The sequence below is a fragment of the Achromobacter sp. D10 genome, from assembly GCF_035282245.1.
Classification (GTDB): domain Bacteria; phylum Pseudomonadota; class Gammaproteobacteria; order Burkholderiales; family Burkholderiaceae_B; genus Achromobacter; species Achromobacter insolitus.
The window spans coordinates 1-25536 of sequence record NZ_JAYJLE010000018.1 but is presented as its reverse complement, the minus strand read 5'-3'; the positions used below and the strand labels follow the sequence as shown (position 1 = coordinate 25536).

21 protein-coding genes and 1 pseudogene are annotated in these 25536 nt (G+C 65.3%); 10 read left to right on the top strand and 12 right to left on the bottom strand.

Annotation, left to right across the window (positions count from 1 at the left end; genetic code table 11):
• Positions 1-166 precede the first annotated feature (166 nt).
• Complete coding sequence (locus tag VCS63_RS28930) at positions 167-991, bottom strand: class I SAM-dependent methyltransferase (protein ID WP_323881830.1); 825 nt, start codon at positions 989-991, stop codon at positions 167-169.
• A gap of 120 nt (positions 992-1111) precedes the next feature.
• Here VCS63_RS28930 and VCS63_RS28925 point away from each other — a divergent pair.
• Positions 1112-2131 (top strand): annotated as a pseudogene (locus VCS63_RS28925) (MerR family transcriptional regulator); the annotation flags it as partial.
• Here VCS63_RS28925 and VCS63_RS28920 read toward each other — a convergent pair.
• Together VCS63_RS28920 and VCS63_RS28915 are read right to left on the bottom strand one after the other, a co-directional pair.
• Positions 2130-2813 carry a GntR family transcriptional regulator gene (locus tag VCS63_RS28920; RefSeq protein WP_076812721.1) on the bottom strand — a complete coding sequence of 228 codons (684 nt, stop codon included), beginning with the start codon at positions 2811-2813 and terminating at the stop codon, positions 2130-2132. The pseudogene VCS63_RS28925 and the gene VCS63_RS28920 sit on opposite strands and share 2 nt — an antisense overlap.
• A 6-nt stretch (positions 2814-2819) precedes the next feature.
• Positions 2820-4595 carry an IlvD/Edd family dehydratase gene (locus tag VCS63_RS28915; RefSeq protein ID WP_323881828.1) on the bottom strand — a complete coding sequence of 592 codons (1776 nt, stop codon included), beginning with the start codon at positions 4593-4595 and terminating at the stop codon, positions 2820-2822.
• A 220-nt stretch (positions 4596-4815) separates the two neighbouring features.
• Here VCS63_RS28915 and VCS63_RS28910 point away from each other — a divergent pair, with 220 nt between their 5' ends.
• Together VCS63_RS28910 and pdeR are read left to right on the top strand one after the other, a co-directional pair.
• Complete coding sequence (locus VCS63_RS28910) at positions 4816-5811, top strand: tripartite tricarboxylate transporter substrate binding protein (protein WP_323881826.1); 996 nt, start codon at positions 4816-4818, stop codon at positions 5809-5811.
• A 287-nt stretch (positions 5812-6098) separates the two neighbouring features.
• Positions 6099-8096, top strand: a complete 1998-nt coding sequence (gene pdeR, locus VCS63_RS28905; protein WP_063642686.1) for a cyclic di-GMP phosphodiesterase — start codon at positions 6099-6101, stop codon at positions 8094-8096.
• 24 nt (positions 8097-8120) lie between these two features.
• Here the strand turns inward: pdeR and VCS63_RS28900 are convergent, their stop codons facing one another.
• Together VCS63_RS28900 and VCS63_RS28895 are read right to left on the bottom strand one after the other, a co-directional pair.
• On the bottom strand, positions 8121-9005 hold the full coding sequence (locus VCS63_RS28900; RefSeq protein ID WP_042793114.1) for a crotonase/enoyl-CoA hydratase family protein: 885 nt from the start codon (positions 9003-9005) through the stop codon (positions 8121-8123).
• Between the two features lie 300 nt (positions 9006-9305).
• On the bottom strand, positions 9306-10049 hold the full coding sequence (locus VCS63_RS28895) for an SDR family oxidoreductase (RefSeq protein ID WP_042793115.1): 744 nt from the start codon (positions 10047-10049) through the stop codon (positions 9306-9308).
• Positions 10050-10164: 115 nt separating this feature from the next.
• Between VCS63_RS28895 and VCS63_RS28890 the strand changes: the two genes are divergently transcribed.
• Positions 10165-11076, top strand: a complete 912-nt coding sequence (locus tag VCS63_RS28890; RefSeq protein ID WP_042793117.1) for a LysR family transcriptional regulator — start codon at positions 10165-10167, stop codon at positions 11074-11076.
• Here the strand turns inward: VCS63_RS28890 and VCS63_RS28885 are convergent.
• The 4 genes from VCS63_RS28885 to VCS63_RS28870 all read right to left on the bottom strand — a co-directional run bounded on the left by VCS63_RS28885 (position 11055) and on the right by VCS63_RS28870 (position 16077).
• Positions 11055-12449 (bottom strand): GntP family permease, encoded by a 1395-nt coding sequence (locus VCS63_RS28885; protein ID WP_042793118.1) that lies wholly within the window; start codon positions 12447-12449, stop codon positions 11055-11057. The two genes, VCS63_RS28890 and VCS63_RS28885, sit on opposite strands and share 22 nt — an antisense overlap.
• A gap of 91 nt (positions 12450-12540) precedes the next feature.
• Positions 12541-13350 carry an aminoglycoside phosphotransferase family protein gene (locus tag VCS63_RS28880; RefSeq protein WP_323881824.1) on the bottom strand — a complete coding sequence of 270 codons (810 nt, stop codon included), beginning with the start codon at positions 13348-13350 and terminating at the stop codon, positions 12541-12543.
• Between the two features lie 25 nt (positions 13351-13375).
• Positions 13376-14623, bottom strand: a complete 1248-nt coding sequence (locus tag VCS63_RS28875) for an MFS transporter (RefSeq protein WP_112965338.1) — start codon at positions 14621-14623, stop codon at positions 13376-13378.
• A 14-nt stretch (positions 14624-14637) separates the two neighbouring features.
• Entirely contained in the window at positions 14638-16077 is a 1440-nt protein-coding gene (locus VCS63_RS28870; protein ID WP_323881822.1) for an amidase, read from the bottom strand.
• Positions 16078-16202: 125 nt separating this feature from the next.
• On the opposite strand from VCS63_RS28870, the gene gcvA reads away from it, so the two are divergent.
• Entirely contained in the window at positions 16203-17090 is an 888-nt protein-coding gene (gcvA, locus tag VCS63_RS28865) for a transcriptional regulator GcvA (RefSeq protein WP_175200253.1), read from the top strand.
• A gap of 28 nt (positions 17091-17118) precedes the next feature.
• Here the strand turns inward: gcvA and VCS63_RS28860 are convergent, their stop codons facing one another.
• A complete protein-coding gene (locus VCS63_RS28860) occupies positions 17119-17559 on the bottom strand; it encodes an NUDIX hydrolase (RefSeq protein ID WP_063642691.1) in 441 nt (146 codons plus the stop codon).
• Positions 17560-17716: 157 nt separating this feature from the next.
• Here VCS63_RS28860 and VCS63_RS28855 point away from each other — a divergent pair, with 157 nt between their 5' ends.
• From VCS63_RS28855 to VCS63_RS28840, 4 genes are all read left to right on the top strand, one after another.
• Positions 17717-18592, top strand: a complete 876-nt coding sequence (locus VCS63_RS28855; RefSeq protein ID WP_042793123.1) for a LysR family transcriptional regulator — start codon at positions 17717-17719, stop codon at positions 18590-18592.
• A gap of 133 nt (positions 18593-18725) precedes the next feature.
• Positions 18726-19511, top strand: coding sequence for an aldolase (locus tag VCS63_RS28850; protein WP_063960854.1), 786 nt, complete (start codon positions 18726-18728; stop codon positions 19509-19511).
• 44 nt (positions 19512-19555) lie between these two features.
• Positions 19556-20893 carry an MFS transporter gene (locus tag VCS63_RS28845; RefSeq protein WP_323881883.1) on the top strand — a complete coding sequence of 446 codons (1338 nt, stop codon included), beginning with the start codon at positions 19556-19558 and terminating at the stop codon, positions 20891-20893.
• Positions 20890-21483, top strand: a complete 594-nt coding sequence (locus VCS63_RS28840) for a 2-hydroxychromene-2-carboxylate isomerase (protein WP_063642693.1) — start codon at positions 20890-20892, stop codon at positions 21481-21483. Before VCS63_RS28845 ends, VCS63_RS28840 begins: the two co-directional genes overlap by 4 nt.
• Positions 21484-21551: 68 nt before the next feature.
• Here VCS63_RS28840 and VCS63_RS28835 read toward each other — a convergent pair whose 3' ends face one another.
• The gene (locus VCS63_RS28835) at positions 21552-22874 is read right to left on the bottom strand and encodes an MFS transporter (RefSeq protein ID WP_063960877.1); all 1323 of its coding nucleotides are present in this window, start codon (positions 22872-22874) and stop codon (positions 21552-21554) included.
• Positions 22875-23120: 246 nt separating this feature from the next.
• A complete protein-coding gene (locus tag VCS63_RS28830) occupies positions 23121-24011 on the bottom strand; it encodes a LysR family transcriptional regulator (protein WP_042793127.1) in 891 nt (296 codons plus the stop codon).
• Positions 24012-24111: 100 nt separating this feature from the next.
• Here VCS63_RS28830 and VCS63_RS28825 point away from each other — a divergent pair, with 100 nt between their 5' ends.
• Positions 24112-25467 (top strand): dihydroorotase, encoded by a 1356-nt coding sequence (locus tag VCS63_RS28825; RefSeq protein WP_042793128.1) that lies wholly within the window; start codon positions 24112-24114, stop codon positions 25465-25467.
• The last annotated feature ends 69 nt before the right edge of the window (positions 25468-25536 follow it).

Here is a 25536-nt window from a genome sequence, read left to right as displayed (position 1 = left end):
CAGGCAGCGAGGGGAGGCAAGATGCGCATGGGCATCCCGGCATTTACTTGCTCACTCTGTAGGCTCCGGTACGGGTAGGAGTGGGGGGCAAGGGTAACCCGGGCGGCGGATCGGGAACAATTCGCTGCCGCAAGCGGCGCGGCAAAGGGCGCGCCGCGCCCTGCAGTTAGGCGCCGCGGGGCGCGGTGATGACATGCGCCTGGATCTTGCCGGTAATGGGCCCCGCGCCATAGCGCGCATGCAGGGCCTTTGTCGCTACGTCGACAGCCTGTTCCAGCATGTTTGCGCCGCGCGCTTCTATTTCGTTGCGCAGCGGCGTGCCTTGGCAAAAGGCGATCGCGGCGGTCTGTGGGGTATCGGCCCGGCTTTCGTAGGCCACCGTTTCAATCTCCTGCTGCCCGGTGAATCCGCCGCGGGCCAGATCGCCTGCGATCATCGCCAGATCATGGTAGCCATGGGGAACCCGGCTCATGAATTTTGGAGGATCGGCGGGAAACAGCTGTGCCAGGGCTTGCTCGACGGTGTCGGCGAATGCGTTGTCCTCGATACGATCCCACACGTTGAACAGGAATGTGCCACCGGGACGCAGGACACGGCGGGCTTCGGCAAAACCCGCCGGCTTGTCCGGCAGGAACATGTAACCGAACTGGCAGACGACGGCGTCGAAAGACTGGTCTTGGAACGGTAGCCGCATCGCGTCGGCCTGGCGCCAGGTGACGTTGCGGTTTGCGCCCAGATTCTCGGCTTGTTCGAGCATGGCGGGATTGAGATCCGTTGCGGTGATGGATGCGCCAGCGGGCAATTGGTCCGCGAGCAGGCGTGTTACCGCGCCCGTTCCCGCCGCAATCTCCAGGACGGACGCCGGACGTAACGCGGCCACGCGTGCGGCCAGGTCGGCCGCGTAGGGTTGGAAGATAAGGGGGACCATGTACCGCTGGTAGAACTGCGGTATGGATCCGGAAAAGATACGATCGCCAGCCGAAGTGTTCATGATGTTCGACTCCTGGGCAGACGTTTATTTTAGGCTTTCCAGGGCGGCTTGCGGCAATGCTTGACCCTCACGTAACGTCATGTCCCAGAGTTCGGTTTGCGCAATCAACGGAGGCATGCGGTGAGACTGAAAGTAGGAGAACTGGCCAAGCGTAGCGGATTGACGGTTCGCACGCTGCACCACTATCACGCGATCGGCTTGCTCACGCCTTCGGCGCGCGCCGAAAACGGCTATCGGCTATATGGCCGCGACGATATTGCCCGCCTGCACCAGATCCAGGCGTTGCGTCGTTTCGGACTGCCGCTGGCGGAAATCGGCGCCTACCTGGACCAGCCCGGCACTCCCCTGGACGAGATCATCGCGAAACAGATCGTGATGCTCGACCGCCAGATCCTGCAGGCCGCGCGCCTGCGCGAGCGTCTCGTGCAGCTGCAAGGCCAGTTGGCCGAGGGCACGGAGCCGGAACTGGCCGATTGGCTGACTACTCTGGAACTCATGACCATGTACGACAAGTATTTTTCCCCGGAAGAACTGGCGCGCCTGCCGATGTACCGGAACCAGAACGGCGACCCTGACTGGCTTGCCTTGATCGATGAAGTGCGCGAACAAATGGCGGGCGGCGTGGCCCCCGAAGAAGAACGCCCACGCGCACTGGCGCTGCGCTGGATGACCTTGCTTCTGCGCGATACGAATGGAGATCCGCGCCTGCTGGTGAAGCTGAATCGCATGCACGAACTGGAGCCGGCAATGCAGGAGCACATTGGCATTTCGCCGGAAATGCGCGCCTACGTGCTGCGAGCCTTCTCGGAAAGCAAGATGCGGCTCTATGAAAGACACCTCGCGCCCGAAGAGGCCCGGTACATGCGGGACCACTATGGTGACCGCATTGGCGAATGGCCGGGCCTGATCGCCGAAGTGCGGGACGCGATCGATGCCGGCGTGGCGCCGGATTCTGCGGCGGGGCTGGAGCTGGCGCGGCGATGGCTGGATCTGTTTCGCAGCTATGCGGGCAATGATGCGGCCACGCAGGCGAAGTTCCGGCATGCCCTGATGACCGAACCCGAACTCACCGCTGGCACGTGGGCCGATGACGCGACGCTGGGCTTCATGCGGCAGGCAATGGCGGCATTGGGCACGGCTATGCCCCCAGCCGCGCCTCCTCCGCCGCCAGATACGCATCCCGTGAAGGCAGCAGGTGTTCGCGGCAAACAGCCATGAGCGCTTCGCGGTTGCCGTCCTGCAGGGCATGAATCATTGCCCAATGCTCCTGCCTGGCGCGCTCGCGGTAGCCGGCAGCAGCCAGTGACCCGAAGCGTATGGGGTGGGTGCGGCGGGCGTATTCCTCGATTGCCTGGCCCAGCACCGCGTTGTCCAGCAGGCCGAAGAACTCGTGGTGAAAGCGCTGGTTGCTGCGGAACACGCGGCGCGTGTCGCCGTCGGCGACTGCCGCGTCGTGTTCGCGTTGCACGGCCACCAGCGCCGCCAGCCGCGCCTGCGGCACGGGCAGCGGGATCTGGCTGGCGGCATGCACTTCAAGCACTTGGCGCAGCGCGTACAGCTCCATGACTTCGCGCACCGAGAAGGCGCGCACGACCGCGCCGATGTTGCGCCTTTTCTCCACCACGCCCAGCGCCTCCAGCTCGGCCAGAACCTGGCGCACCACATGGCGCTTCAGGGCAAAGCGCGCCATGAGCTCGTCTTCGGTCAGGCGCTGGCGCGGGTGCAGCCGGCCGAAGACGATGTCTTCTTCGAGCGTGGCCACCGCGGCCTGGGCGGCGTCCGGGACGGGGGCGTGCGGAGAGTCAGGCGTCAGGACGTCCATGGCTGCCTACGATTTCGGCACCGTGTCGCGCGTAACGCCTGCGCGCAGGAAGTCGAAGTCCACGCCTTGGTCCGCCTGGGTCACCGTCTGCAGGAACAGCTTGCGGTAGCCGCGTTCGGCGGCCGGCCGGACGATGGGCTGGGCTGCGGTGCGGCGGGCCAGCTCGGCATCGTCCACCAGCAGCGCGATCTCGCGATTGGCCACCGACAGGCGGATGCGGTCGCCGTTCTGCACATAGGCCAGCGGACCGCCGATGGCGGCTTCGGGCGTGACATGCAGCACGATGGTGCCGGCGGCGGTGCCGCTCATGCGGCCGTCGGAGATGCGCACCATGTCCTTCACGCCGGCGCGCGCGAGTTTCTTGGGAATGGGCATGTAGCCGGCTTCCGGCATGCCGGGAGCGCCGGTCGGGCCTATGCGCTTGAGCACCAGGATGTCGTCGGCCGTGACGTCCAGGGCGTCGTCGTCGATGCGCCGCGCCATGTCCTCGGCATCCTCGAACACCACCGCGCGGCCCTCGTGTTCCATCAGCTTGGGGTTGGCGGCGGATTGCTTGATGATGGCGCCGCCCGGCGCCAGGTTGCCGCGCAGTACGGCCAGGCCTCCCACCGGGTAAATGGGCGAAGCCGCCGTGCGGATCACGTCCTGGGGGAAGGCGGGCGGCGCGTCGTCCAGCTCTGCGCCCAGGGTGCGGCCCGATACGGTGAGCGCGTCCAGATGCAGGTACGGGCGTAGTTCGCGCAGCAGCGCCGGCATGCCGCCGGCGTGGTGGAAGTCTTCCATGTAGTGCTGGCCCGAGGGCTTCAGGTCCACAAGCACGGGGGTTTCGCGGCTGATGCGGTCCAGGCCCGCCAGGTCGATGTCTATGCCAAGACGGCCAGCGATGGCCGTCAAGTGCACGATGCCGTTGGTGGACCCGCCAATGGCCAGCAGCACGCGCAGGGCATTTTCGATGGACTTGCCGGTCAGGATGCGGTCCGGCGTCAGGCGCGAGGCGGCCATGGCCACCGCCGTGGCGCCGGTCTTTTCGGCCACGCGCACGCGGTCCGCGGTGACGGCCGGGGCCGAGGCGCCGCCGGCCACCATCATCCCCAGCGCCTCGGTGATGCAGGCCATGGTGCTGGCCGTTCCCATGACGGAACAGGTGCCGACGCTGGCGACCAGCTGGTTGTTCACGTCCGCGATTTCGGCCGCGTCGATCTCTTCGGCGCGGTAGCGGCCCCAGTAGCGGCGGCAATCGGTGCAGGCGCCTACCCGTTCACCGCGATGCGATCCGGTCAGCATGGACCCGGTGACCAGCTGGATGGCGGGCACGCCCGCGGATGCGGCGCCCATCAACTGGGCCGGCACGGTCTTGTCGCAGCCGCCGATCAGCACCACGGCGTCCATGGGCTGGGCGCGGATCATTTCTTCCGTGTCCATGGACATGAGGTTACGCAGGTACATGCTGGTGGGCTGCGAGAAGCTCTCGTGCACCGAGATGGTGGGGAAATCCATCGGCAGGCCGCCTGCCAGCATGACGCCGCGCTTGACCGCTTCGATCAATTGCGGGGCGTTGCCATGGCAGGGGTTGTAGCTGCTGCCCGTGTTGACGATGCCGATGATGGGGCGCGACAGGGCGTCGTCCGTGTAACCGGCGCCCTTGATGAAGGCTTTGCGCAGGAACAGCGAAAAACCGGTGTCGCCGTAGTTGGTGAGCCCGCGGGCCACGCCGCGCGCGGCCGTGCCGGCGCTGTCGAAAGGGCCCTGGGCAGGCGCGCCGTTCTTGGTCTCGTCCTTCATTCTTTATCTCGATAATATTATTGATAATCTGATCCCAACATCATATCCAGCCTTTGAAATCGTTCGCAAGGGGTTTCTTGGGCAGACGGAATTGATCTTTTATATAGATCAGTCGATAGAAAAATTCTGATTCTTCTATCAAGGTGCTACCCCTACACTGGCGCGGTTGACGAGCCGGGCGTCCCTCTCATTCCTATACTCATCCCGGCAGGAGACCTACATGTCAGACCTGCGTCTGCGGCCGCGCCGCGTCGTCCTGTTTTCGCTGCTGGCCTTGTGCGCCGGTGTTTCCTCTCCCGTCCTGGCCGCCGACGCCTATCCCGACAAGCCGATCCGCATGATCGTGCCGTACCCGCCCGGCGGCGCGACTGACGTGATCGGCCGAGTGCTGGCGCAGGAACTGACAGGCGCGCTGGGACAGTCGGTGATCGTGGAGAACCGCGCAGGCGCGGCTGGCAACATCGGTGCAGACCAGGTCGCCAAGGCGCAGCCCGACGGCTACACGCTGCTGATGGGCGCCTTGACCAGCCATTCCATCAATGCCGCGCTGTACCGTGGGCGCGTCACCTATGACGTGGAGAAGAGCTTCGCGCCCGTGTCCATTGTGGGCACGGTGCCTCTCGTGTTCGTGGTAAACCCCTCGGTGCAGGCGAACACGCTGGCGCAGTTCATCGCGCTGGCCAAGTCCAAGCCCGGCTACATCACCATGGGGTCGGCCGGTAACGGTTCGCCCCAGCATCTGGCCGCCGAAATGTTCAAGCGCACCGCGGGTGTGGACGTGCTGCACGTGCCCTACAAGGGCAGTGGCCCGGCCATGACCGACCTGATGGGCGGTCAGGTGCTCAGCATGATCGAAACCGTGCCTGCGGCGCAGGGCAGCATCAAGGCCGGCAAGCTGCGCGCGCTGGCGGTGACTTCGGCGCAGCGTGTGGACGCGCTGCCGGATGTGCCTACCGCAGCCGAAGCCGGCTTGAAGGATTTCGAGGTCAGTTCCATGTTCGGCATCGTGGCGCCCGCAAACACCCCGGCGCCCGTGATCGAGCGCCTGAACGGCGAACTGAAGAAGATCCTGGCCAAGCCCGAGGTCAAGGCGTCGCTGCTGAACCAGGGCGCCATCGCCACCTGGACCACGCCCGCCGAGGCCGGCGCCCGCGTGTCCGCAGAGCTTGCCCGCTGGACCAAAGTCATCGACGAAGCCGGCGTGAAGGGGGATTAAACCTCCCAAGGTTGCGGCTTTACGTCACACGCCGGGAGTTCCGCCCAGAACTCCCGGCGATTTTGTTTGCGTGCAGCATCGCAAAAGACGCAACAAGGCTTGCGCGCAAAGTGTGGAAGACGCATTGAAATAATTGCGCATGCAAAGTTTTACGCTATGAACCACCAATGGGGACGCAATAAATCGCAATAAAGCCCTCGCGAGATTGTATACAGTGGTTGACCCCGAATAGACTAGGCCGTAATGTATTTTGCGGGCCTTCCGAGGACGGCAGAAGGGGGATAACAATGACAGACGACCAGGACGAGAAGTCGATTCTGTACACGCATTTCGGTACGCACAGTCCATATTGGCGCCTGTCCGCCGATAGCGACGCGTTTGAACTTGCAGCGGTCAAGGGTGCGGCCAATATCGCGATGGCGCTGCGTCCCGAACAAGCCCAGACGATACGCAGCCTGACTGGCATCACCTCCAGCGTGCGCATCGATATTTCGCTGTACGGCGATCTGCTCAAGCTGCATCTGGTAGGCCGAAAGATCAACCCCAACGAATGGGCCGGCACCGCATCCGCCCATTCCGATACCGAATCCGTGGCCAAGGATCTGGTCGAAGGCCTGTCCTTCGCCGAGACCGTGGTGTCCGAGGCCAACTCGGTCATTGTCATCGTCGACCAGAACGGCCGGGTCCAGCGCTTCAACAAGCTCAGCGAGGAATACACCGGCAAGCGCGAGCAGGACATCATCGGCCGCAGCGTCTTCGAAATGTTCATGACGCGCGAAGAAGCGATCGCGTCACGCCGCAATATTGCCGAGTTCTACAAGCGCGGCCAGTCCTACGAGGCCGAGCGACTGATCAACACGGTCAAGGGACCACGCCTTTTCCTGTTCCGCAACAAGTTCGTCACCAGCGGCAGCGGCGAGAAGCGCGTCTACCTGATCTGCTCGGGCACCGACATTACCGAGGAACGCCAGGCGCAGGAGCGCCTGCGGGTGCTGGCCAATACCGACATGCTCACCAATCTGCCCAACCGGCACGCGATCACCACGCGGCTTAAGGCGGCGCTGGCGGCGGGGCAGGAAGGCCGGGGCGGCGTGCTGTTCCTGGACCTGGACAATTTCAAGCGCATCAACGATCACTACGGCCACGGCTTTGGCGACCGCCTGCTCAAGTCGGTCGCCGTGGCGATTTCCTCCTGCCTGTCCGAAGGGCAGACGCTGGCCCGGCTGGGCGGCGACGAATTCATCGTGCTGCACGAAGCCGCCCAGACCTGGGAACTGGAAGCCACCGCGCAACGCATCATCGAGCGCCTGCGCGAACCCTTCCGCCAGGGCCTGATAGAGGTCTATACCAGCTGCTCCATCGGCATCGCCATGTACCCCGAACACGGCGCCGACCTGGACAGCGTGGTGCGCAGCGCCGATATCGCCATGTATGTGGCCAAGGAAGCAGGGCGCCATACCTACCGCGTGTTCCAGCCCGAGATGGACCGCCGCAACGCGGACTACGTCTGGCTGGACACCAATCTGCGCAAGGCCTTGGCCGAAGACCACCTGATGCTGTACTACCAGCCCAAGCTGGCTGGGCGCAATGGCGAGGTCGATGGGGTCGAAGCGCTGGTGCGCTGGCGTTCGCCCGAGCGCGGCATGGTCTGCCCCAGCGCCTTCATCCCCTATGCCGAGGAATCGGGCCTGATTTCGCCCTTGGGCGTCTGGGTCATGCGCGAAGCAGCGCGGCAGGCGGCCGCCTGGAAGCGTGACGGATTGAATATACGCATCGCCATCAATATGTCCGCGCGCCAGCTCAACGACAAGGGCGTGGTCAGCGACTTCATGCGCGCCATCGGGGATGCCAGCCTGGACCCCTGCATGCTGGATATCGAATTGACCGAGAGCTGCCTGATCGATGACGAAGGCGCGGCCATCGAACTGATCAAGCAGTTCCGGCAACTGGGCGCGCGCGTTCACCTGGACGATTTCGGCACCGGCTATTCCTCGCTGTCGCAGCTTGCCCGCATTCCGCTGGACGCCATCAAGCTGGACGCCAGTTTCGTGCGCGGCGTCAACGAGAATCCGGTGTCGCAGGCTTTGGCGCGCGCGATCGTGGCCGTGGCGCGCACGCTGGAGCTCAAGGTCATCGCGGAAGGCGTGGAGACGACCGAAGAGGCCGTCTTCGTTGACACTCTGGGCGTGGACGCCAAGCAGGGCTATCTGTACGCCAAGCCCATGCCGGCGGCCGAACTCACCGCCTGGCTGGCCCAGCGCCGCCGGCTGCATCTCATCGCCTGAGGCAGCCGGCTTTCCGCTACCGCATCAATGCATGGTGGCTTCCTGCGCGGACTCCGCGCTGGAAGCGGTGCGCCGGTTCTGCGCGATCACCAGACGCTCCATGTAGGCGCGGTCCTTCGGGTCGATCGAGAACGCGGCTTCGACCCAGTCCTCGGTAATGTCCATCAGCTCTGAACGCGACAGGCTCAGCACGCGCTGGCGCGCGCGCAGCATGGCGCGCATGCCGTTGAGCTTGGGCCGCATCACGTCGATGAAGGTGCGCGTGGCCTTGTAGGCATCGCCCGGCTCGAACAGCACGTCGACCAACCCCCTGCCATGGAACCATTCGGCCGTGTGCGATTCGCCGGAGCCGATCAGTTCTTCCGCCAGCTTCATGCCCGAGCGCCGCGCCACCAGGGAATAGCCGCCCATGCCGGGAAAGAGATTGAACGCCATTTCCGGAAAACCCATGCGCGCGGTGTTCTGCGCCAGGACGAAGTGATGGGCAAGCGCGGCTTCGAAGCCGCCGCCTAGCGCCGTGCCTTCGATCATCGCGAGCGAGATGGCGCCGGTATCGAAGCCGCGGGTGGCGGCATGCACGCAATCCACGCAAGCGCGGGCATAGGCCCGGAGCGCTTCGCGCTTGCCGGTGCGTATGGCTTCGGCGAAGAAGTTCAGGTCGCCGCCCACGTTGTAGATCTGAGGGACCAGCGATCCCGTGACCCAGAAATCGATCGGCAGGCCCGAGTCCTTGGCGGCGCGCGCCAGCGTCATGATCTCGTCGATCAGTTCATGGTTGAAGCACGGACGCGGTTGCGCGCGAAGCATCATCCACATGACACGACGTCCCTCCTCATAGAACGCCGAGAGCTGCTTCAGGTTGCCTGCGGCGGTGAAGGGGTGGCAATCCGGATGAATGAGTTGATTCATTTACTTTCGTCCAATTGATCAAGGTGAGTCGGAGTACTACGGGATCAGCCTAATACAGACCTTCCGGCTCTCGTCTCATGCAAACCTCGTCCAGCTGGCCAGACTTGTCCGTAAGTCAAAGGCCCGAGTGATCAATGGAGAAAAGCGGCAAACGCGCGCGGCTGCTCAACCCATCAGGCGATGGGGGCATGGGTAAAACGGATGAGGGATACACGCAAATCCGCGGCGATCCGGGCGATGCGCCGCGAGCGCGCCGAAGGCAGCGCGCTCATGCGTTGGGATGAGGGACAGTGGACCCGTTCAGGCGACGCCGCCGTTGGCGCGCAGGATCTGGCCGTTGACCCAACCGGCCTGCGGACTCGCCAGGAACGACACCACGTTGGAGATGTCCTCGGGCTGGCCCAGGCGTTCCAGCGGAGGCATTTTGGCGTAGTGCTCGATCAGTTCGGGACTCTTGCCATTCAAGAAGAGTTCGGTGGCGACGGGGCCGGGAGCCACTGCATTGACAGTGATGCGGCGTCCGCGCAGTTCCTTGGCGAACACTTGCGTAAGGCTTTCCACCGCGGCCTTGCTGGCGATGTAGACGGAGTAGTTCGGCAGGTTGAGCGCGATGGTGGTGCTGGACACGTTGACGATGCTGCCGCCATCGGCCAGCCGGGTGGCGGCTTCGCGCAGCGTGTTGAAGGTGCCGCGCGTATTGATGCCGAAGGTTTGCTCATACAGCTCGTCGCTGGTCTCGGCCAGCGGCACCATCTTCAGGATTCCGGCGCTGTTGACCAACACGTCGATGCGGCCCAGTTCCGATTCGACCTGATCGAACATGGCGCGCACCTCGGCCGCCTGCGACACGTCGGCGCGCACGACGATGGCGCGGCCGCCAGCCGCGCGGATTTCGCCGGCCAATGCGTCGGCTTCGGCGGCGCGGGAGGCGTAGTTGATGGCGACGGCGCAGCCGTCGCGCGCCAGGCGCCGGACGATGGCGGCGCCGATGCCGCGCGATCCGCCGGTGACGAGCGCAATGCGTTGCGTGGGCTGGGAATTCATGTCGTATCTCCGATGGGTTGAAGGGTAAGGCGCATCTTGAACTATTTCGGAAAAAAGATAATTACTCTATATTCGCTAACATAATTTCATTTACATTAATAATGAGCGGCTGACCATGGACCGGTTCCAGGAAATGCAGGTGTTTGTGCGCATTGCCGAAAGGGGCAGTTTTTCCAAGGCCGCCGAGGACTTGCAGATCCCTCGCCCCACGGTCACCAATCTGGTCAAGCGGATGGAAGCGCGGCTAGGCGCCCGCCTGCTGGAACGCACTACGCGCCAAGTGCGGCTCACCCACGATGGCGAGGCGCACTACCGGCGCTGCGTGCGTTTGCTGGCTGACTTGGAAGAAGCCGACGGCGCCTTTCTAGATACGTCGCCCAAGGGACTGCTGCGGGTCAATGCCCAGGGCACGCTGACCCGGTTTTTCGTGATGCCGGGCTTGCCCGCTTTCCTGGAACGCTATCCCGACATCGTCCTGCAACTGGGCGAGGACGACCGCCTGGTGGATCTGGTGCGCGAGGGCGTGGATTGCGTACTGCGCACCGGCGTGTTGCAGGATTCATCCCTGGCCGGCCGCCAGATTGCGCTGATGCCGCAAGTGACGGTGGCCAGTCCCGCCTATCTGGAGCGTTTCGGCGAGCCCCGGCGCCTGGAGGATCTGGAAAGCCATCAGGCGGTGAACTACCTGTCGAGCGCGACCGGGCGCGGGCTGCCGCTGGATTTCACGGTCGAGGGGCGCAACGTCCAGGTGCGGCCCCGGGCCGTGGTCAGCGTCACGGGCGCGGAACTCTACACCAGCGCGGCGCTGGCCGGGTTGGGACTGGTGCAAGTGCCGCGCTATCGCGTGGAGCGCGAACTGGCGGCGGGCGAGTTGAAGATCGTGCTGCCCGGGGCGCCACCCGCGCCCATGCCCGTGTCGGTGCTGTATCCGCAGAACCGCCAGGTATCGGCGCGGGTGCGTGTTTTCACGCAGTGGCTGGCGGAGGTCATCGCCGCCGGCCTGGCTCAGACGATACCGGTCAGGTAATACACCGCGATCGCCAAAAAGACCGACGCGGTCGATATCAGCGTGATGGCGAAAATGTCCCCGTAGGACTGGCGATGGGTCAGGCCCGTGACCGCCAGCAGGGTAATGACCGCTCCGTTGTGCGGCAGGGTATCCATGCCGCCGCTGGCCATGGCGGCGATACGGTGCAACACCTCCATGGGGATGCCCGCCGCGTGGGCGCTGTCGATGAAGGTCTGCGCCATGGCCGCCAGCGCAATGCTCATGCCGCCCGAGGCGGATCCGGTGATGCCGGCCAGCGAGGTGACCGCCACCGCTTCACCCACCAGTGGATCGGGGATGGCCTTGAGCGCGTCGGCAACCAGCAGGAACCCGGGCAGGGCGGCGATAACGCCGCCAAAGCCGTATTCCGCCGCGGTGTTCATTGAAGCCAGCAAGGCGCCGGACACGGCGCTCTTGCTGCCTTCCGCGAAATGCGCCTTGATGCCGCGGAACGAAAACAGCAGGATGGTGACGATGCCCGCGATCAGCGCGCCCATTACCGCCCACAGCGCTACCTGGTCTTCGGCGTTGACCGGCATGGGTTTGGGCAGGCCCGGCAGCGCCACTTCGGATCCGGCCGGATACCAGCCCGGTATCCAGCGGGTAAGCAGATAGTTGGCCACGCCCACCACTACCAAGGGCAGCAGCGCAATCAGCGGGTGGTGCTCGCGTTCAGTGGGCGGCGTGACCGGTTCGTTGCGCAGGTCCGTGCCGTAGGTCTCGCCGGCGGCGGCCGCGCGCTTGCGCCGCCACTCCAGATAGGCGATGCCGGCGGTCAGCGTGAAGCAGGCGCCGATCAGGCCCAGCCATGGCGCTGCCCAGGTCGTGGTTTCAAAAAAAGTGGTGGGGATGATGTTCTGGATCTGCGGCGTGCCGGGCAGGGCCGTCATGGTGAACGTGAACGCGCCCAAGGCGATTGCGCCCGGCATCAGCCGCTTCGGGATGCCGCCCTGGCGGAACATTTCCGCCGCGAACGGGTACACGGCGAATACCACCACGAACAGGGACACGCCGCCGTAGGTCAGCACGGCGCAGACCAGCACGATGGCCATGATGGCGCGCTCGGCGCCGATCAAGCGCAGCACCGCCTGCACGATGGCGCGTGAGAAGCCGGACAGCTCGATCAACTTGCCGAACACGGCGCCCAGCAGGAACACGGGGAAGTAAAGCTTGGCGAAGCCCGCCATGCGTTCCATGAATATGCCAGAGAATACGGGCGCCAGCGCCGACGGGTCGGTCAGCAATACCGCGCCCATGGCTGCGATGGGCGCGCACAGGATCACGCTATAGCCGCGATACGCCGCCAGCATCAGAAACGCCAGCGCCGCCACCACGATGAACAATCCGGTCATTCGGTACTCCAGGAATGAAGAGATAAGGGGTGGGAACAGGGCCTACACCTTACCGCATCACACCGGATGTCTTGTTTGCAGCGGCCGGGACTCAGCGTTCCAGCAGCGCCAGCGCCTGGCGGGCGATGTCCAGGTCGATCGCCGCGTCTTCGCCGCCGCCCATGAACCAGGCGGCGGAAAGTCCGCACCAGGCCAGGATCCATTGCAGCAGCCGGCGGCGCTCCAGGCCGGATTGCTCGACGATGATCTCCAGTCGCCGCTCGAAGCGCCCCGGCACGATGGCCACGGGCGGAACCGGATCCGCCAGGTCCGGGTTGCAGAAGATGTTGGCGTAGTCGAAGGCGCGCTCGCCATGCAGGCGCTTAGGGTCGATGACCAGCCAGCCGCGCTCGCCGAAGTCCAGGATGTTGTCGTGGTGCACGTCGCCGTGCAGCACCGCCAGGTCGCGCGGACTGTCGAGCAGGATGCGGGCGTGGCGCGCGCTGTGTGCCAGGATGCCGCCTCGCGCCTGCGCCATGGGCCACAGTTCCTCGAACCATGCTTCCAGCGGACGCAGCGCGGGCAGGGGCCGGGCGCGCGGCGCATGCAGATCTTGCAGCACGCCGCAGATGATGCGGGTGGCTTCGTCGTCGCGTCCGTTGCGCGCGTACTCGGCCAGCGAACGCGCGCCCGTGGCCCGCTCCAGCAAGATGGCCTCGTCGTCGTGCGCCAGTACGCGGGCTGCCCCCTGGCCGTCCCACCAGCGCATCAGCACGCCGCCTTGCTTTTCGTCTTCTTCGTGCGAGACCTTGAGCATGGCGGGCTGTCCCCGGTGGCGTACCGGCAGCAATTGCGCCGCGCGCGTGACGATGGGGGCGCCATCACGCACGAGATGCCAACGCGAGAGGTAGGTGTCGAACATGGAGTGGCAGGCAGGATCGGGGTCCCTATAGTAGAGCCCGGCGCGGCAGCAGTGCGGTGACCGCTGCTGCCACCGCATTGCCCGCCGCACTGGCGACGATGGGCAGCAGGTAAGAGCCGCTGATGTCATACGCATAGCCTGCCGCCACCGGCCCGATCAGGGTGCCGAAGGCCACGCTGGTGTAGAGCGCGCCGATGATGCCGCTGACATGGCGTCCGCCGAAGTAGTCCATGACCACGGCGGGCATGAGCGCGACCCAGCCCCCGTAGAACGCTCCGAATACCAGTGCGAACAAGGTCAGCGACCAGAACTGGCCGCAAGCGGCCCATAGCGCGAGCGACGCGCCCATGCCGCCGTACATGGCGCCGAGCGACACGCGCCGGCCCAGTCGGTCGGCCAGCGTGCCCAACAGGAATCGGCCCGCCGTGCTGCCCACGCCCACCATGCCCAGCAGCAGCACGGCCTGTCCTGATGCGATGCCCCGATCCAGCGCGTATGGGACCAGATGCACGAACGGCACGAAGACGCCGAAGGCGCCCGCCATGCTGGCAAGGTATAGCAGGGCAAAGGCCTTGCTGCGGATGGCGGCGCGCACCGGCACGCCCGCGGGTGTGGACGGCGTCATGGCAACAATGGGGGGAGCAGCTTCGCCGTCGGGCTGCAAACCGTGGTCTTGCGGCGAGTTTTCCACCCATAGCGCGGCCGCGCACCCGGCGACAGCCACCAGCGCGGCCAGCGCCAGATAGGCGGCGCGCCAGCCCCACAGGCCGATCATTTCGGCCGCGAGCGGCGGCACGAGCAACGTGCCCACGCCAATGCCGCTGACCGCGAGCCCGGAAGCCAGTCCGCGCCGGCGCAGGAACCAACGTTGCACCGCGCCTATCACTGGCACGTACGCGCAGCCCACGCCTAGCCCGACTCCGAGGCCATAGGCCAGATAGATCTGGGTCAGATTTTGCGCGGCGCTGGCCAGCGCCAGACCTAGTGCCACTAGCAGCATGCCCAGCCACGCCATGCGGCGCGAACCGTAGCGGTCCGCGAGCGGGCCGCTGATCACGCCAAAGCCGAAATAAAGGAATCCCGCCACTGAGAACACCAGCGACACCGCGCCGCGCGAGGCGGAGAAGTCGCGTTGCAGAGCATCGAGGAAGGCGCTGAAGGAATAGGCGCTGCCGAAGCCCAGCAAGGTGATCAGGAAGGCCGCGGCCACCACGCGCCATCCTTGAAAGAGATGCCTGGCGGCAGGCAGGGTGGTGCGTTGTTGCGCTGGCATAAGCGTCTCCTGCGTCAGCATGCCGGCCGGCGCAAATGCCAGTCCGTGGCCGCCTGGAAGGCGGCGCCCAGTTGGAACAGCACGGGCTCGCCCAGATGGGCGCTCACCAGTTGCATGCCCATCGGCATGCCAGTCTCGCCCTGGCCCGCAGGCAAGGTCAGGCAGGGATGGCCCGTCATGTCGAATACGCAGGTATAGCGCTGCAGCGCGCGCACCAGCGCGGGCTGCCGGCCCAGGACGCTGACGGCTTCCAGGGTGAGCGCGGGCATGGGCTGCACCGGCGTCAGCAGCGCGTCGGCCTGGGTGAACAAGGCGTCGACTTCGCCCCGCAGGGCCATGCGGCGCAGCAGGATGCGTTGATAGTCGGTGCCCGACACGACGCCTGCGGCCTCGATCACGCTGGCCAGTACCGGCCCGTATTCGTCCCGCCGCGAGGGGTAGGTGCCTGCGTGCGCAACGGCCGCTTCGACTGCGCAGAGCGGCGCCCAGTCGCGCACCGCCTGCGCGGCGTCTTCGACGGGAAAGCGCAATGGCACCACGGTTGCGCCCAGCTCGCGGAAGGTTTGCATTGCTGCCGCCAGCATGCGCTGGGTGAGCGGATCGACGTCCCGGGTGTTCCAGGCGGAATCCACGCCGATCCGCAGTCCGTGCACCGGCGCTTCGGCCAACCGGGCATAGCATGGCACGGGCGCTTGCAGCGCGGTCGGGTCCAGCGGATCCGCTCCTGCAATTGCCTCGAGCAGCAGGGCGGCGTCTTGCGAGCTGCGCGCAATGACGCCGGCATGATCCAGCGAGGCCGCCAGCTCGAACACGCCATGGCGGCTGACACGGCCCCAGGTCGGTTTGATGCCGGTCAGGCCGGTGGCCGCGCAAGGCCAGCGGATGGAGCCGCCGGTGTCCGAAGCCGTTGCCCCGAAACACAGGCCCGCCGCGGTGGCCGCTGCCGATCCGCTGGACGAGATGCCGGGCCAGTAGGCCGCATTCCACGGGTTGCGCGGCGGCTCGACGCTCGGATGATGATCGGAGTAGGCGCCCTCGGTCATTTGCAGTTGACCCAGCAGCACGGCGCCCGCCATGCGCAGGCGGCGGACCACCGTGGCGTCGTGGTCCGCTGCGACGCCACGGTAGATGGCGGTGCCGGCGGCAGTCGGCACGCCCTTGCGCCGGAACAGGTCCTTGAGTGCGATGGGCATGCCATGCAGGGGGCCGCGGTAACGCCCCTGGCGTATTTCGGCTTCCGCGGCCCGCGCCTCCTGCATTGCGCTGGCCGCCGTTACGTGGGCGTAGCTGCGCAGGGCGCCGTCCAGCGTCTCGATACGCTGCAATTGGGCGCGTGTGATTTCCACCGGCGAGATCTCGCCCGATTGGATCAGGGTGGCGAGCGAGCTCAGGTCCTGGTAGTGGAGGCCGGCAGCGGCGGGGCGCGCGGCCTTGATGCTTTCCGTATAGTTCATCTATTCTTTATCCATCTTGCGTGCATCACGGGATCGTCAAAATTAAATCCTGAATAGCGCGGTGGCAAAGCATGATTTCTATCTCTTATAAGTTAGAAAAACTAAATTATTTGTGAGGCTGAGAAATGGCCATTCAACGACTGCCGCCGCTCAATGCGCTGCGGGCCTTCGAGGCCGCGGCTCGCCATTTGTCCGTGAAAGACGCGGCGCAAGAGCTGTGCGTGACGCCTGGCGCGGTCAGCCAGATGATCAAGTCGCTCGAGCAGCATCTGGGTGTGGCCCTGTTCCTGCGCGTGAACCGCGGTATTCAGTTGACGGACGCTGGCCACGGCTTTCTGCCGCCGGTGCGCAACGCCTTCCGCCAGATACTGGCCGCGTCCGCGCGCATTTCGCTGCCGCCCGAGAACCGCGTGCTTACGGTCAGCACCACCGCTTTCTTCGCGTCGGCATGGCTGATTCCCCGGCTGCACGATTTCCATAGCCGCCACCCGGAGATCGACCTGCAGATCGTCACCAGCAACGCGTTGGCGGCTTTCGGCCGGGACGGCGCCGACATTGCCATCCGGCATGGACTGGGCCGCTACCCAGGACTCCAAAGCGAACATCTGTTGACCGTGGAAGTGGCGCCGGTGGCGTCGGCCGATCTGGTGGCAAAGCTGGGCACGCCTCTGAAACCCGACGACCTGCTGGGCTGGCCCCGCGTGCACGACGAGGGCCGCAATGGCTGGCAGCTTTGGTTTGCGGCGCAGGGAGTGGAGGACTCGGGCACGCCCAGGGGACCCGCCTTCGATGACGGCAGCCTGCTTCTGAAGGCGGTGGCAACAGGCCAGGGCGCCGGCCTGCTGCCCGTGGCGATGGTGCAAGACGAGCTCACGGCCGGACGGCTGATCCGGCTGGCAGGCGACGCCTGGCTGGAGGAGTTTGGGTATTACCTGGTGTGGCCGGGCCGGGGCGCCCTGCCGGACAAGGCGCAGGTGTTCCGCAATTGGCTCCGGACATGGGGCGTGGGGTAAGGCCTCGGCGTGGCGGCCTGTTGCGGATCTACGGTGTCGCCGACAGGGCTGCCGCCCTGCGCGCCAGTTCCGCCACGCCGAAGCTGGTCGCCAGCGAGTGATCGTCCAGCGCTTCCAACGGCACCCAGCGGGCCTCGGCGGCGTCGTCGCCCGCTACCGGTTCGCCGGATTGCCAGCGGCACAGCACGGCGATCAGGATGAAATGGCGGCGCAGCGCGCCCGTGTCGTCGCGGTCGTAGACATCCACGGCGTCGAATACGCGCAAAGGTTCCGCGCGCACGCCGGTTTCTTCCAGCAGTTCGCGCGCTGCAGCGGCATGGAGGCTTTCGCCCGCGTCGATCTTGCCGCCGGGAAAGGCCCAGCGGCCCTGGTCTGGCGGGTTGGCGCGGCGCACCAGCAGCACGCGGCCGTCGCGGACCACTGCGGCGATCGTGGCGGCGATGGGGCGTTGGGGTGAGGGCGTGGACATGCGCGGTTCCTTTGTATGACGGCCCATGGGCCCTGGTCCGCCAGGGTACGCCAAGCTGGCCCTAGCGCAAATCCTCGTAGTGCCGGGCCGGCTCCCTGGTGCACACTGTCAGCCGCGCTCATATCTGCGCGCATCGCACAGGGAGCGGGAGGGCAGCATGGATACACCGGACCGGCAGTTGCGCTATTTCTTGCGCATCGCGGAACTCAAATCGCTATCGCGGGCAGCGGAGGACCTGGATCAGACCCAGTCGGGGCTCAGCCGGCAGCTAGCCGCGCTGGAAGCCCACGTGGGCAAGCCCCTGTTCGTGCGCACCGGGCGCGGAGTGGAACTGACCGAGGCAGGCGCGCGCCTGCTTGACGGCATCCAGCCCGCTTACCGCAGCATAGACCGCGTGCTTGAAGCCGTGCGCCAACGCGAGGGCGTCACGCAGGGAACGGTCCGCCTCGCCACCGTGCACACGCTCAGCTACTACTTCATGGCGGAGGTAGTGGCCAGTTTCGTCAGCAGCCATGAGCACGTGAACCTGTCCGTCATGGGGCGCAGCTCGCCGGAGGTTGTGGCCTTGGTAGAAAGCGGCAAGGCGGACGTGGGTTTCGTCTATGACGCGGCAGTCGCATCCGACAATCTGGCCTCCGCCCCGCTGTTTGACGATGACATGTGCCTCATTGTGCGTGGCGACGTGGTGATGCCGCAGGAGGTCGACCTGGCCGGCATGGATCTGCGGCTGGTGGGGTTCCCGCCGCACTACGCGCTGCGCAAGATGATCCACAGCGCCGGGCTGGAACCTGAATTCGTGGCCGAGGCCGAAACCATAGACGCCATGCTCAAGCTGGTGTCCTCGGGCGTGGGCGCCTGCATCCTGCCGTCCCGCATTCCCGATAAGCTGCTGACCGAATACGGCTTGCGCAAGGTCGGGGTCCATAGCCCCATTTTGCGGCGGCGCGTGGTCGCCATTACGCTCGCCAACCGCCAGCCCCTGCCGTTGGTGAGCGAGCTGCTGGCCGTCGCGCACCGCATCGCGCGGCAATGACCCTCCGGCCGCTATCCGAATAGCAGCTATGACCCTGGCTGCATGGCGGTATGCAGGCAGGCTTTCCATACTGTGCATACCTCGCGCGGCGTCCGGTGGCGCCGAAGGCGCGGGCATGACACAAGGGGAAGATATGAGCACCGCATTACGAGAGAAATCCTATTTCGACACCCGTGCCACGCAGGAAATGGCGCGCCATCTGCACGCCGTTCCGCGCAGCATCCAGGAAACCATGGCCTATGCCTGTCGCATCCTGGCCATGACCGAGCAGGAGGCCGGGCTCGCCGGCCAGATCAGCGTGCGCTCGCAGCGTCCCGGGGCGTATTGGACCCTGCGTTTCGGGTTGGGCTTTGATGAAGCCACGCCAGCCGATTTCATCGAGGTGGACCGCGACCTGCACACGCTGACGGGCGAGGGCATGGCCAACCCGGCCACCCGATTTCACCTGTGGGTGTACGAGGCCCGGCCCGACGTGCAATCCATCATCCACACGCATTCGCCCTGGGCCTCGGCGCTGGCCGCGGCGCGCCAGCCCCTGGTGATTTCGCAGATGGACATGACACCGCTGCACGACGACTGCGCGTTCCTGGGCGATTGGCCTGGCGTGCCGATCGCGGACCAGGAAGGGGTGATCATCTCCAAGGCGTTGGGCGGCAAGCGCGCCATCATCCTCGCGCATCACGGCTATCTGACCGCCGGCGGCAGCTGCGAAGAGGCGACCTACCTGTCGGTGTACCTGGAACGCGCGGCGCGCATGCAGATCCGCGCGCAGGCGTTCGGGCCGCTGACGCCCGTGGACGATGCCCTGGCGCGCGAAGCGCACGACTACCTGCTCAAGCCTTCGATCGTCAACGCGACGTTCAACTACTGGGCCCGGCAGACGCACGGCATTGCGCCCTTGCCGCTGCCCGCCGCCTGACGCCGCGCAGCCCATTCTTCCAGAACTCTTTTTGGGGAGTCATGATGATGACGACCAAGCCTGCGGCTGCGCGCTCGCGCCGCGATTACGTGACGGCCGGACTGGCCAGCATGATGGGCACCACGATCGAGTGGTACGACTTTTTTCTCTATGGCACCGCTGCCGCGCTGATCTTCAACAAGATCTTCTTCCCGTCCTTCGACCCCTTGACGGGCACGTTGGCGGCGTTTGCCACCTATTCAGTGGGCTTTTTCGCGCGGCCGCTGGGCGGCGTGATATTCGGCCACTACGGCGACAAGATCGGGCGCAAATCCATGCTGCTCATCACTTTGCTGTTGATGGGCGTGCCCACCATTCTCATCGGGCTGATTCCGTCCTACGAGCAGATCGGCTACTGGGCGGCGGTGCTGCTGGTGATGATGCGCTTCCTGCAAGGCATAGCGGTGGGCGGCGAATGGGGCGGTGCCGTGCTGATGGCAGTGGAGCACGCGCCGGAGGGCAAGAAGGGCTTTTTCGGCAGCCTGCCGCAAGCCGGCGTGGCGCCCGGACTCATCCTGTCCTCGCTGGCGATGGGCGCGGTTGCAACCTTGCCCGAGGCCGACATGCTGGCGTGGGGCTGGCGCCTGCCGTTCCTGGCCAGCGTGGTCCTGCTGCTGGTGGGATGGTTCATCCGGGTCAAGGTCGCCGAGTCGCCCGACTTCGAGCAGATGAAGGAAAAGGGCGCCAAGGTCGAGGTGCCAGTGGCTGTGGTGCTGAAGCATCATCGCCGCGCCTTGATGGTGGTGGTGGGCGCCAGGCTGGCGGAGGTGACCTGGTTCTATACGGTGGTGACTTTTTCGTTGGCCTACGCCACGGGCACCCTGGGCATCCCGCGCTCGGTCATGCTGGACGCCACCATCTGGGGCGCGGCCGTCGCGCTGTTCACCATGCCTCTGTTCGGCATGCTGGGTGACAGGATCGGCCATAAATGGGTGTTCATGGCCGGCACGCTGGGCATCCTGGCGTGCGCGCCCGTGTTCTTCCAGCTGCTGGGCACGCGTGACACGGAGTGGATCATTCTTGCGGTCTGCCTTGCCGTCGGCCTGGTCTACGCTTGCCTGTACGGGCCGGAAGGCACCTTGTTCTCGAGCCAGTTTCCCCCCGAGGTGCGCTATACGGGCATTTCGCTCGCGGTGCAGGTTTCTGGCGCCATCGGCGGCGGGCTGGCGCCGATCGTGGCGACCTGGCTGCTGGCCAAGGGTGGAGGCGACCCCCGATACGTGGTGTGGTACTTGAGCATGCTGGGAGTGATCGCCTTGTTCAGCGCCTGGCTGATGCGCAGCGACGCCGCCGCGGCGGCTGCCTTGCGAGTGCCCGCCCGCGCAAACCTGAGGACGCCATGAAGACCATCGACTATTACTTCTGGATGAACTCCGACTGGGCCTATCTGGGCGCCGACAGGCTGGAGGCGCTGGCGGCCCGCCAGCAGGCGCGGATTCGCTACCTGCCGGTGGACTTGCCCGAGGTTTACGCCCGCACCGGGGGCATCCTGCTTGGGCTGCGCTCGCCCGAGCGCCAGGCCTACCGGGTGACGGAACTGGCGCGCTGGTGCCGCAAGCTGGGCATTCGTGTCAATCCGCAGCCTGCGTACATGTGCCCGGATGCCGGCCTGGCTTCGCGTATCGTCATTGCGGCGGACCACGCCGGACTGCCGGTGGCGGCGCTGTACAAAGCCATTCTGAAAGCCGAGTGGTGCGACGAGCAGGACATCTCCGACGCAGCCACCTTGCGTGCCATTCTGGAGCGCCTCGGGCTGGATGCCCCGGCGCTGCTGGCCGCGGCTGGGGAACCAGCCATCGAGGCGGTCTACCGCCGCAACACCAACGACGCCGTGGCGGCCGGGGTGTTCGGATCGCCCGCTTACGTGTACCGGGGCGAGGTGTTCTGGGGCCAGGACCGGCTGGAAATGCTGGAAGAGGCTGTGGCCGCCTGACCGGGCAGAACGGATTGACGGCCATCGCGGTCGCATACGCGAGGGGAAGGACGGCCGTCGATACCGTTTCAGATGTGCTTGCCTTGCGGCAGCACGCTCAAGGCGATCAGGGCGACGAGACTGGCGGCCATGACGTACAGCGCCGGCGCGAAAGCCACGCCCGTGGTGTACGTGATCCAGGTCAGGATTGCCGGGGCGAAGCCGCCGAGCACGGTCACCGCGGTGTTGTACGTCAGGGACATGCCCGACGAGCGCACCGCGGTGGGGAACACCTCTGACAGCGCCGCGGGCGCCACGCCTACGTACATCGCCACCATCAGGCAGAACAAGGATTGCACGACGATCAGCGTCATCTGCGTGTGCGACGCCTGCAGCCACATCATCAGCGGGTATACGGCGACCAGCAGCACGGCCGCGGCGGCGCGCAGCATGTTGCGGCGTCCGAAACGGTCGGACAGCGTGCCGGAGAAGACGCAACCCGCAGTGAGGAACAGATTGCCCACCAGCGCGGCCAGGAAGGCTTGCGAACTTGTGAATCCCATCGATTTCTGCACGTAGATCGGCATGAAGATGATGAGCGCGTAAGGTCCGACTGCCCAGAGTACCGACATGCACAGACCCGTCAGCAGTTCCTTCGGATAGTCGCGGATGACAGCCAGTAGCGGCGCTTTGATGCGGGCGTTCTGGCGGGCTTGGCGCTCCTGTTCTTCGCGGAAGTGCGGCGTTTCGTCCAGCGCGGCGCGCATCCACAAGCCAACCGGCGCGATGGCCAGGCCGATAATGAAAGGAATGCGCCAGCCCCATTCGCCCACTTGGTCTTCGGTAAGCAGCGTGGTGACCAGCGTCGCTACGAGTGCGCCCAGCAAATTGGAGATCCCCATGCTGGCCTGCAGCCAGGAGGCATACTGGCCACGCTTGCCTTCGGGAGCGTGCTCCACCAGGAATGCCGTTGCGCCGCCGACTTCGCCGCCGGCAGAGAAACCTTGCAGCACGCGGCCACAGACGATCAGCAGCGGGGCGCCCACACCGATGGCGGCATACGGAGGCGCGGCTGCAATCAACAGCGTGCCCAGGGCCATCAGCATGATGGTCAGCGTCAGCGTCGCCTTGCGGCCGGCCCGGTCGCCGTAGGATCCCAGCACGAGCGCGCCCAGCGGACGGACCACGAAGCCCAGGCCGAACGCCAGGAACGAGGTCATCAACTGTACGGTTGGATTGGCGTCCTGAAAAAAATTCTGCCCGATGTAGACAGCGAACAGGGCATAGACGGTGAAGTCATACCACTCGAGGGCATTGCCGGCTGATGCGGCGATGACCGCCTTGCGGCCGCTGCGGTCCCGGGCGGGGTGGGGGGCGTGCCGGGTTGGCACGGCTTCGGCTCCCAGGTTCATGGAGATGTCCTTCATTGTTTCCCAGTTCTGATCGTGAGGTTCGGGGCGCGTTTGGCGTGCGGATTTTTGGGGGCCCCGGAACAGACGAGCGCATCATAGGAACCAATTTCGATAATGTCGTATTACCTTTTGTTCCTGCTCCATAACATCACATTAATCCCTGAGCTGCGTCATAGCAGGCGATGGGGGACGGTTCAGAGCGGACTAAGGGATAACCCCGAGGTGTTTACATGGGCCAGCCCGCGCCTAGTTCTGTTGTTCGAGGTTGTGCAACACGTTGATGAAGGCCAGCGCGGGGCGCGACAAGGGCTGTAATTGCAGATGAAAGACGTTCACCGGCGCGCTTACCGTGCCGCGTATGGGCACCGCCACCACCTTCGACCAGGTCGGACCCGCCACGGTGATTTCGTCCACAAGAGCAACGCCTGCGCCCGCCTGCACCAGAGCGCAGGCGACATGGGCCTGCTGCACTTCGATGAGCGGCTCCGGCCGCGAGTCCTCGTCGCCGAACAAGCGGTTGATCAGCATGCCGAACGGGATGTCCGCGCTGTAGCCGATGAGCGGCTCCATGACCAGATCGCGTATTTCCACCTGGCCTTGGGCGGCCAGCGGGTGTCCCTTGGGAAGGACCGCGACGATTTTGTTTTCGTAGAGGGGCTGTGAGGCCAGGCTAGGGTGTTCCACCGGCATGTAGGCCACGCCCAATTCCACTTGCTGAGTCAGCAGCGCCTGTTGCAGCGTTGCGGGAATCTGGGTCTGCAGCACGATACGCATCTGGGGGTAGCGCCTGCGGAACTGGGCAATAGCCCGCGGCAGCAGGGATTGGCCCAGGCTGGGGCTGCAAGATAGCCGTAATTGCCCTTCGCGGTTTTCGACGAGATTGTCGGCAACCTCGTTCACGCGCTGCACGTTCTGATATAGCGCCGTGACCTCCACGAACAGCCGATGAGCCTCGGGCGTGGGGTAGAGCCGGCCCTTGATGCGCTGGAACAGCATCAGGCCCAGACGTTGCTCGGTATAGGCGATCAAGCGGCTTACCGCGGGCTGAGACACGAACAGGAGCTTGGATGCACCGCTGATGGAGCCGCTGAGCATGATGGCGCGGAACACTTCGATCTGCCGCAGATTCAATTTCATATGCTTAACTTTATGTTAATTGATACATACATTTAAGCATAAGACGTTTTGGTCAGTGGCTCACTACACTGCTTGCGTTCGAATAATGGATAGAGTGGTCATGAGCGATTTCGATTTGGTGATGCGCGGCAATATCGTCGATCCGGATGCGGTGGCGATGGACGGCTGGCTGGCGGTGCGCGACGGAAAAATCGCGGCGCGCGGAGTGGGCGCGCCTCCCGCCGGCCGCGCCAGCATTGATGCGCGCGGCCAGTGGATCATGCCCGGCGTGGTCGACGGTCAGGTGCATTCGGGCAGCCAACTGAACCAGGAAGGGTTGGGCTGGGCTTCGCGCGCCGCCGCCGCGGGCGGCGTGACGGTCATGGTGGACATGCCGTATGACGACCCCGAACCAGTGGCCTCGCGTCCCCAGCTGGACGCGAAGATCGCCGAGGTCGAGCGCGACTGCCACGTCGACGTGGCGCTGTTCGGCACCTTGAATGCCCAACATGGGCTGGCGGCTGCCGCGGGCCTGATAGAGGGCGGCGTCTGCGCTTTCAAATTCTCCACCTTCGAGGCCACACCGGGCCGCTTCCCGCGGATCGATGAAGACGACCTGTACGAAGCCTTTCGTCTGATCGCTCCCTCGGGACTGGCTTGTGGCGTGCACAACCAGATGCAGGAACTGACGCGCAAGAACATTGCGCGGCTGATCGAGGCGGAAGACACGGGCTGGGATGCGTTCATGCGGGCGCATACGCCATTGATCGAAAACCTCGCCACGGCGCTGATATACGAGATCGGCGCCGAGACCGGCGCCCGCGCGCACGCGGTGCATGTTTCGACTTCTCGCGGTTTTGAAATCTGCAATATGTACCGCCGCAGCGGCCATCGCGCCAGCATCGAAACCTGCGTCCAATACCTGATGTTGAACCATGAGGAGCACACGCGGCGTTTCGGCGCGAAGACCAAGCACTATCCGCCGATCCGGCCCAAGGCCGAGGTCGATCTGCTCTGGACACACATCGCCAATGACGAATGCACCTTCGTGTCCTCCGATCACGTCAGCTGGGGCCTGGAGCGCAAGCAGAATCCCAATGTGTTCAAGAACTCGTCTGGCGGTCCCGGCCTGGAAACATTGCTGCCGGCTTTTTGGACGGGCTGCGAAGAGCATGGCATTGCGCCGTCCATGGTGGTGCGCCAGCTGAGCCGCAACCCGGCGCAGCACTTCCTGCTCGATGACCGCAAGGGCACGCTGGAGGTGGGCAAGGATGCCGACATCGTCCTCCTTACGCCCGAACGTTATAGGTTCGATCCGTCGCACAGTCTGTCGGCGGTGCAATGGAGTTCATTCGAAGGACGCGAGTTCACCGTGCGCGTGGCGGGCACCTGGTGCCGTGGCCAGCAGGTGTATGACGGACAGCGCATTGTCAACCGCAGCGGCGATGGGCGCTTCCTGCGTCCGCGCAGCGCTTGAGGGGGACGCGCGATGCCAGTCCCGTTTCCTCCCCTGAATGCCGAGCGCCTCTGGGCCCGCGTCGAAACT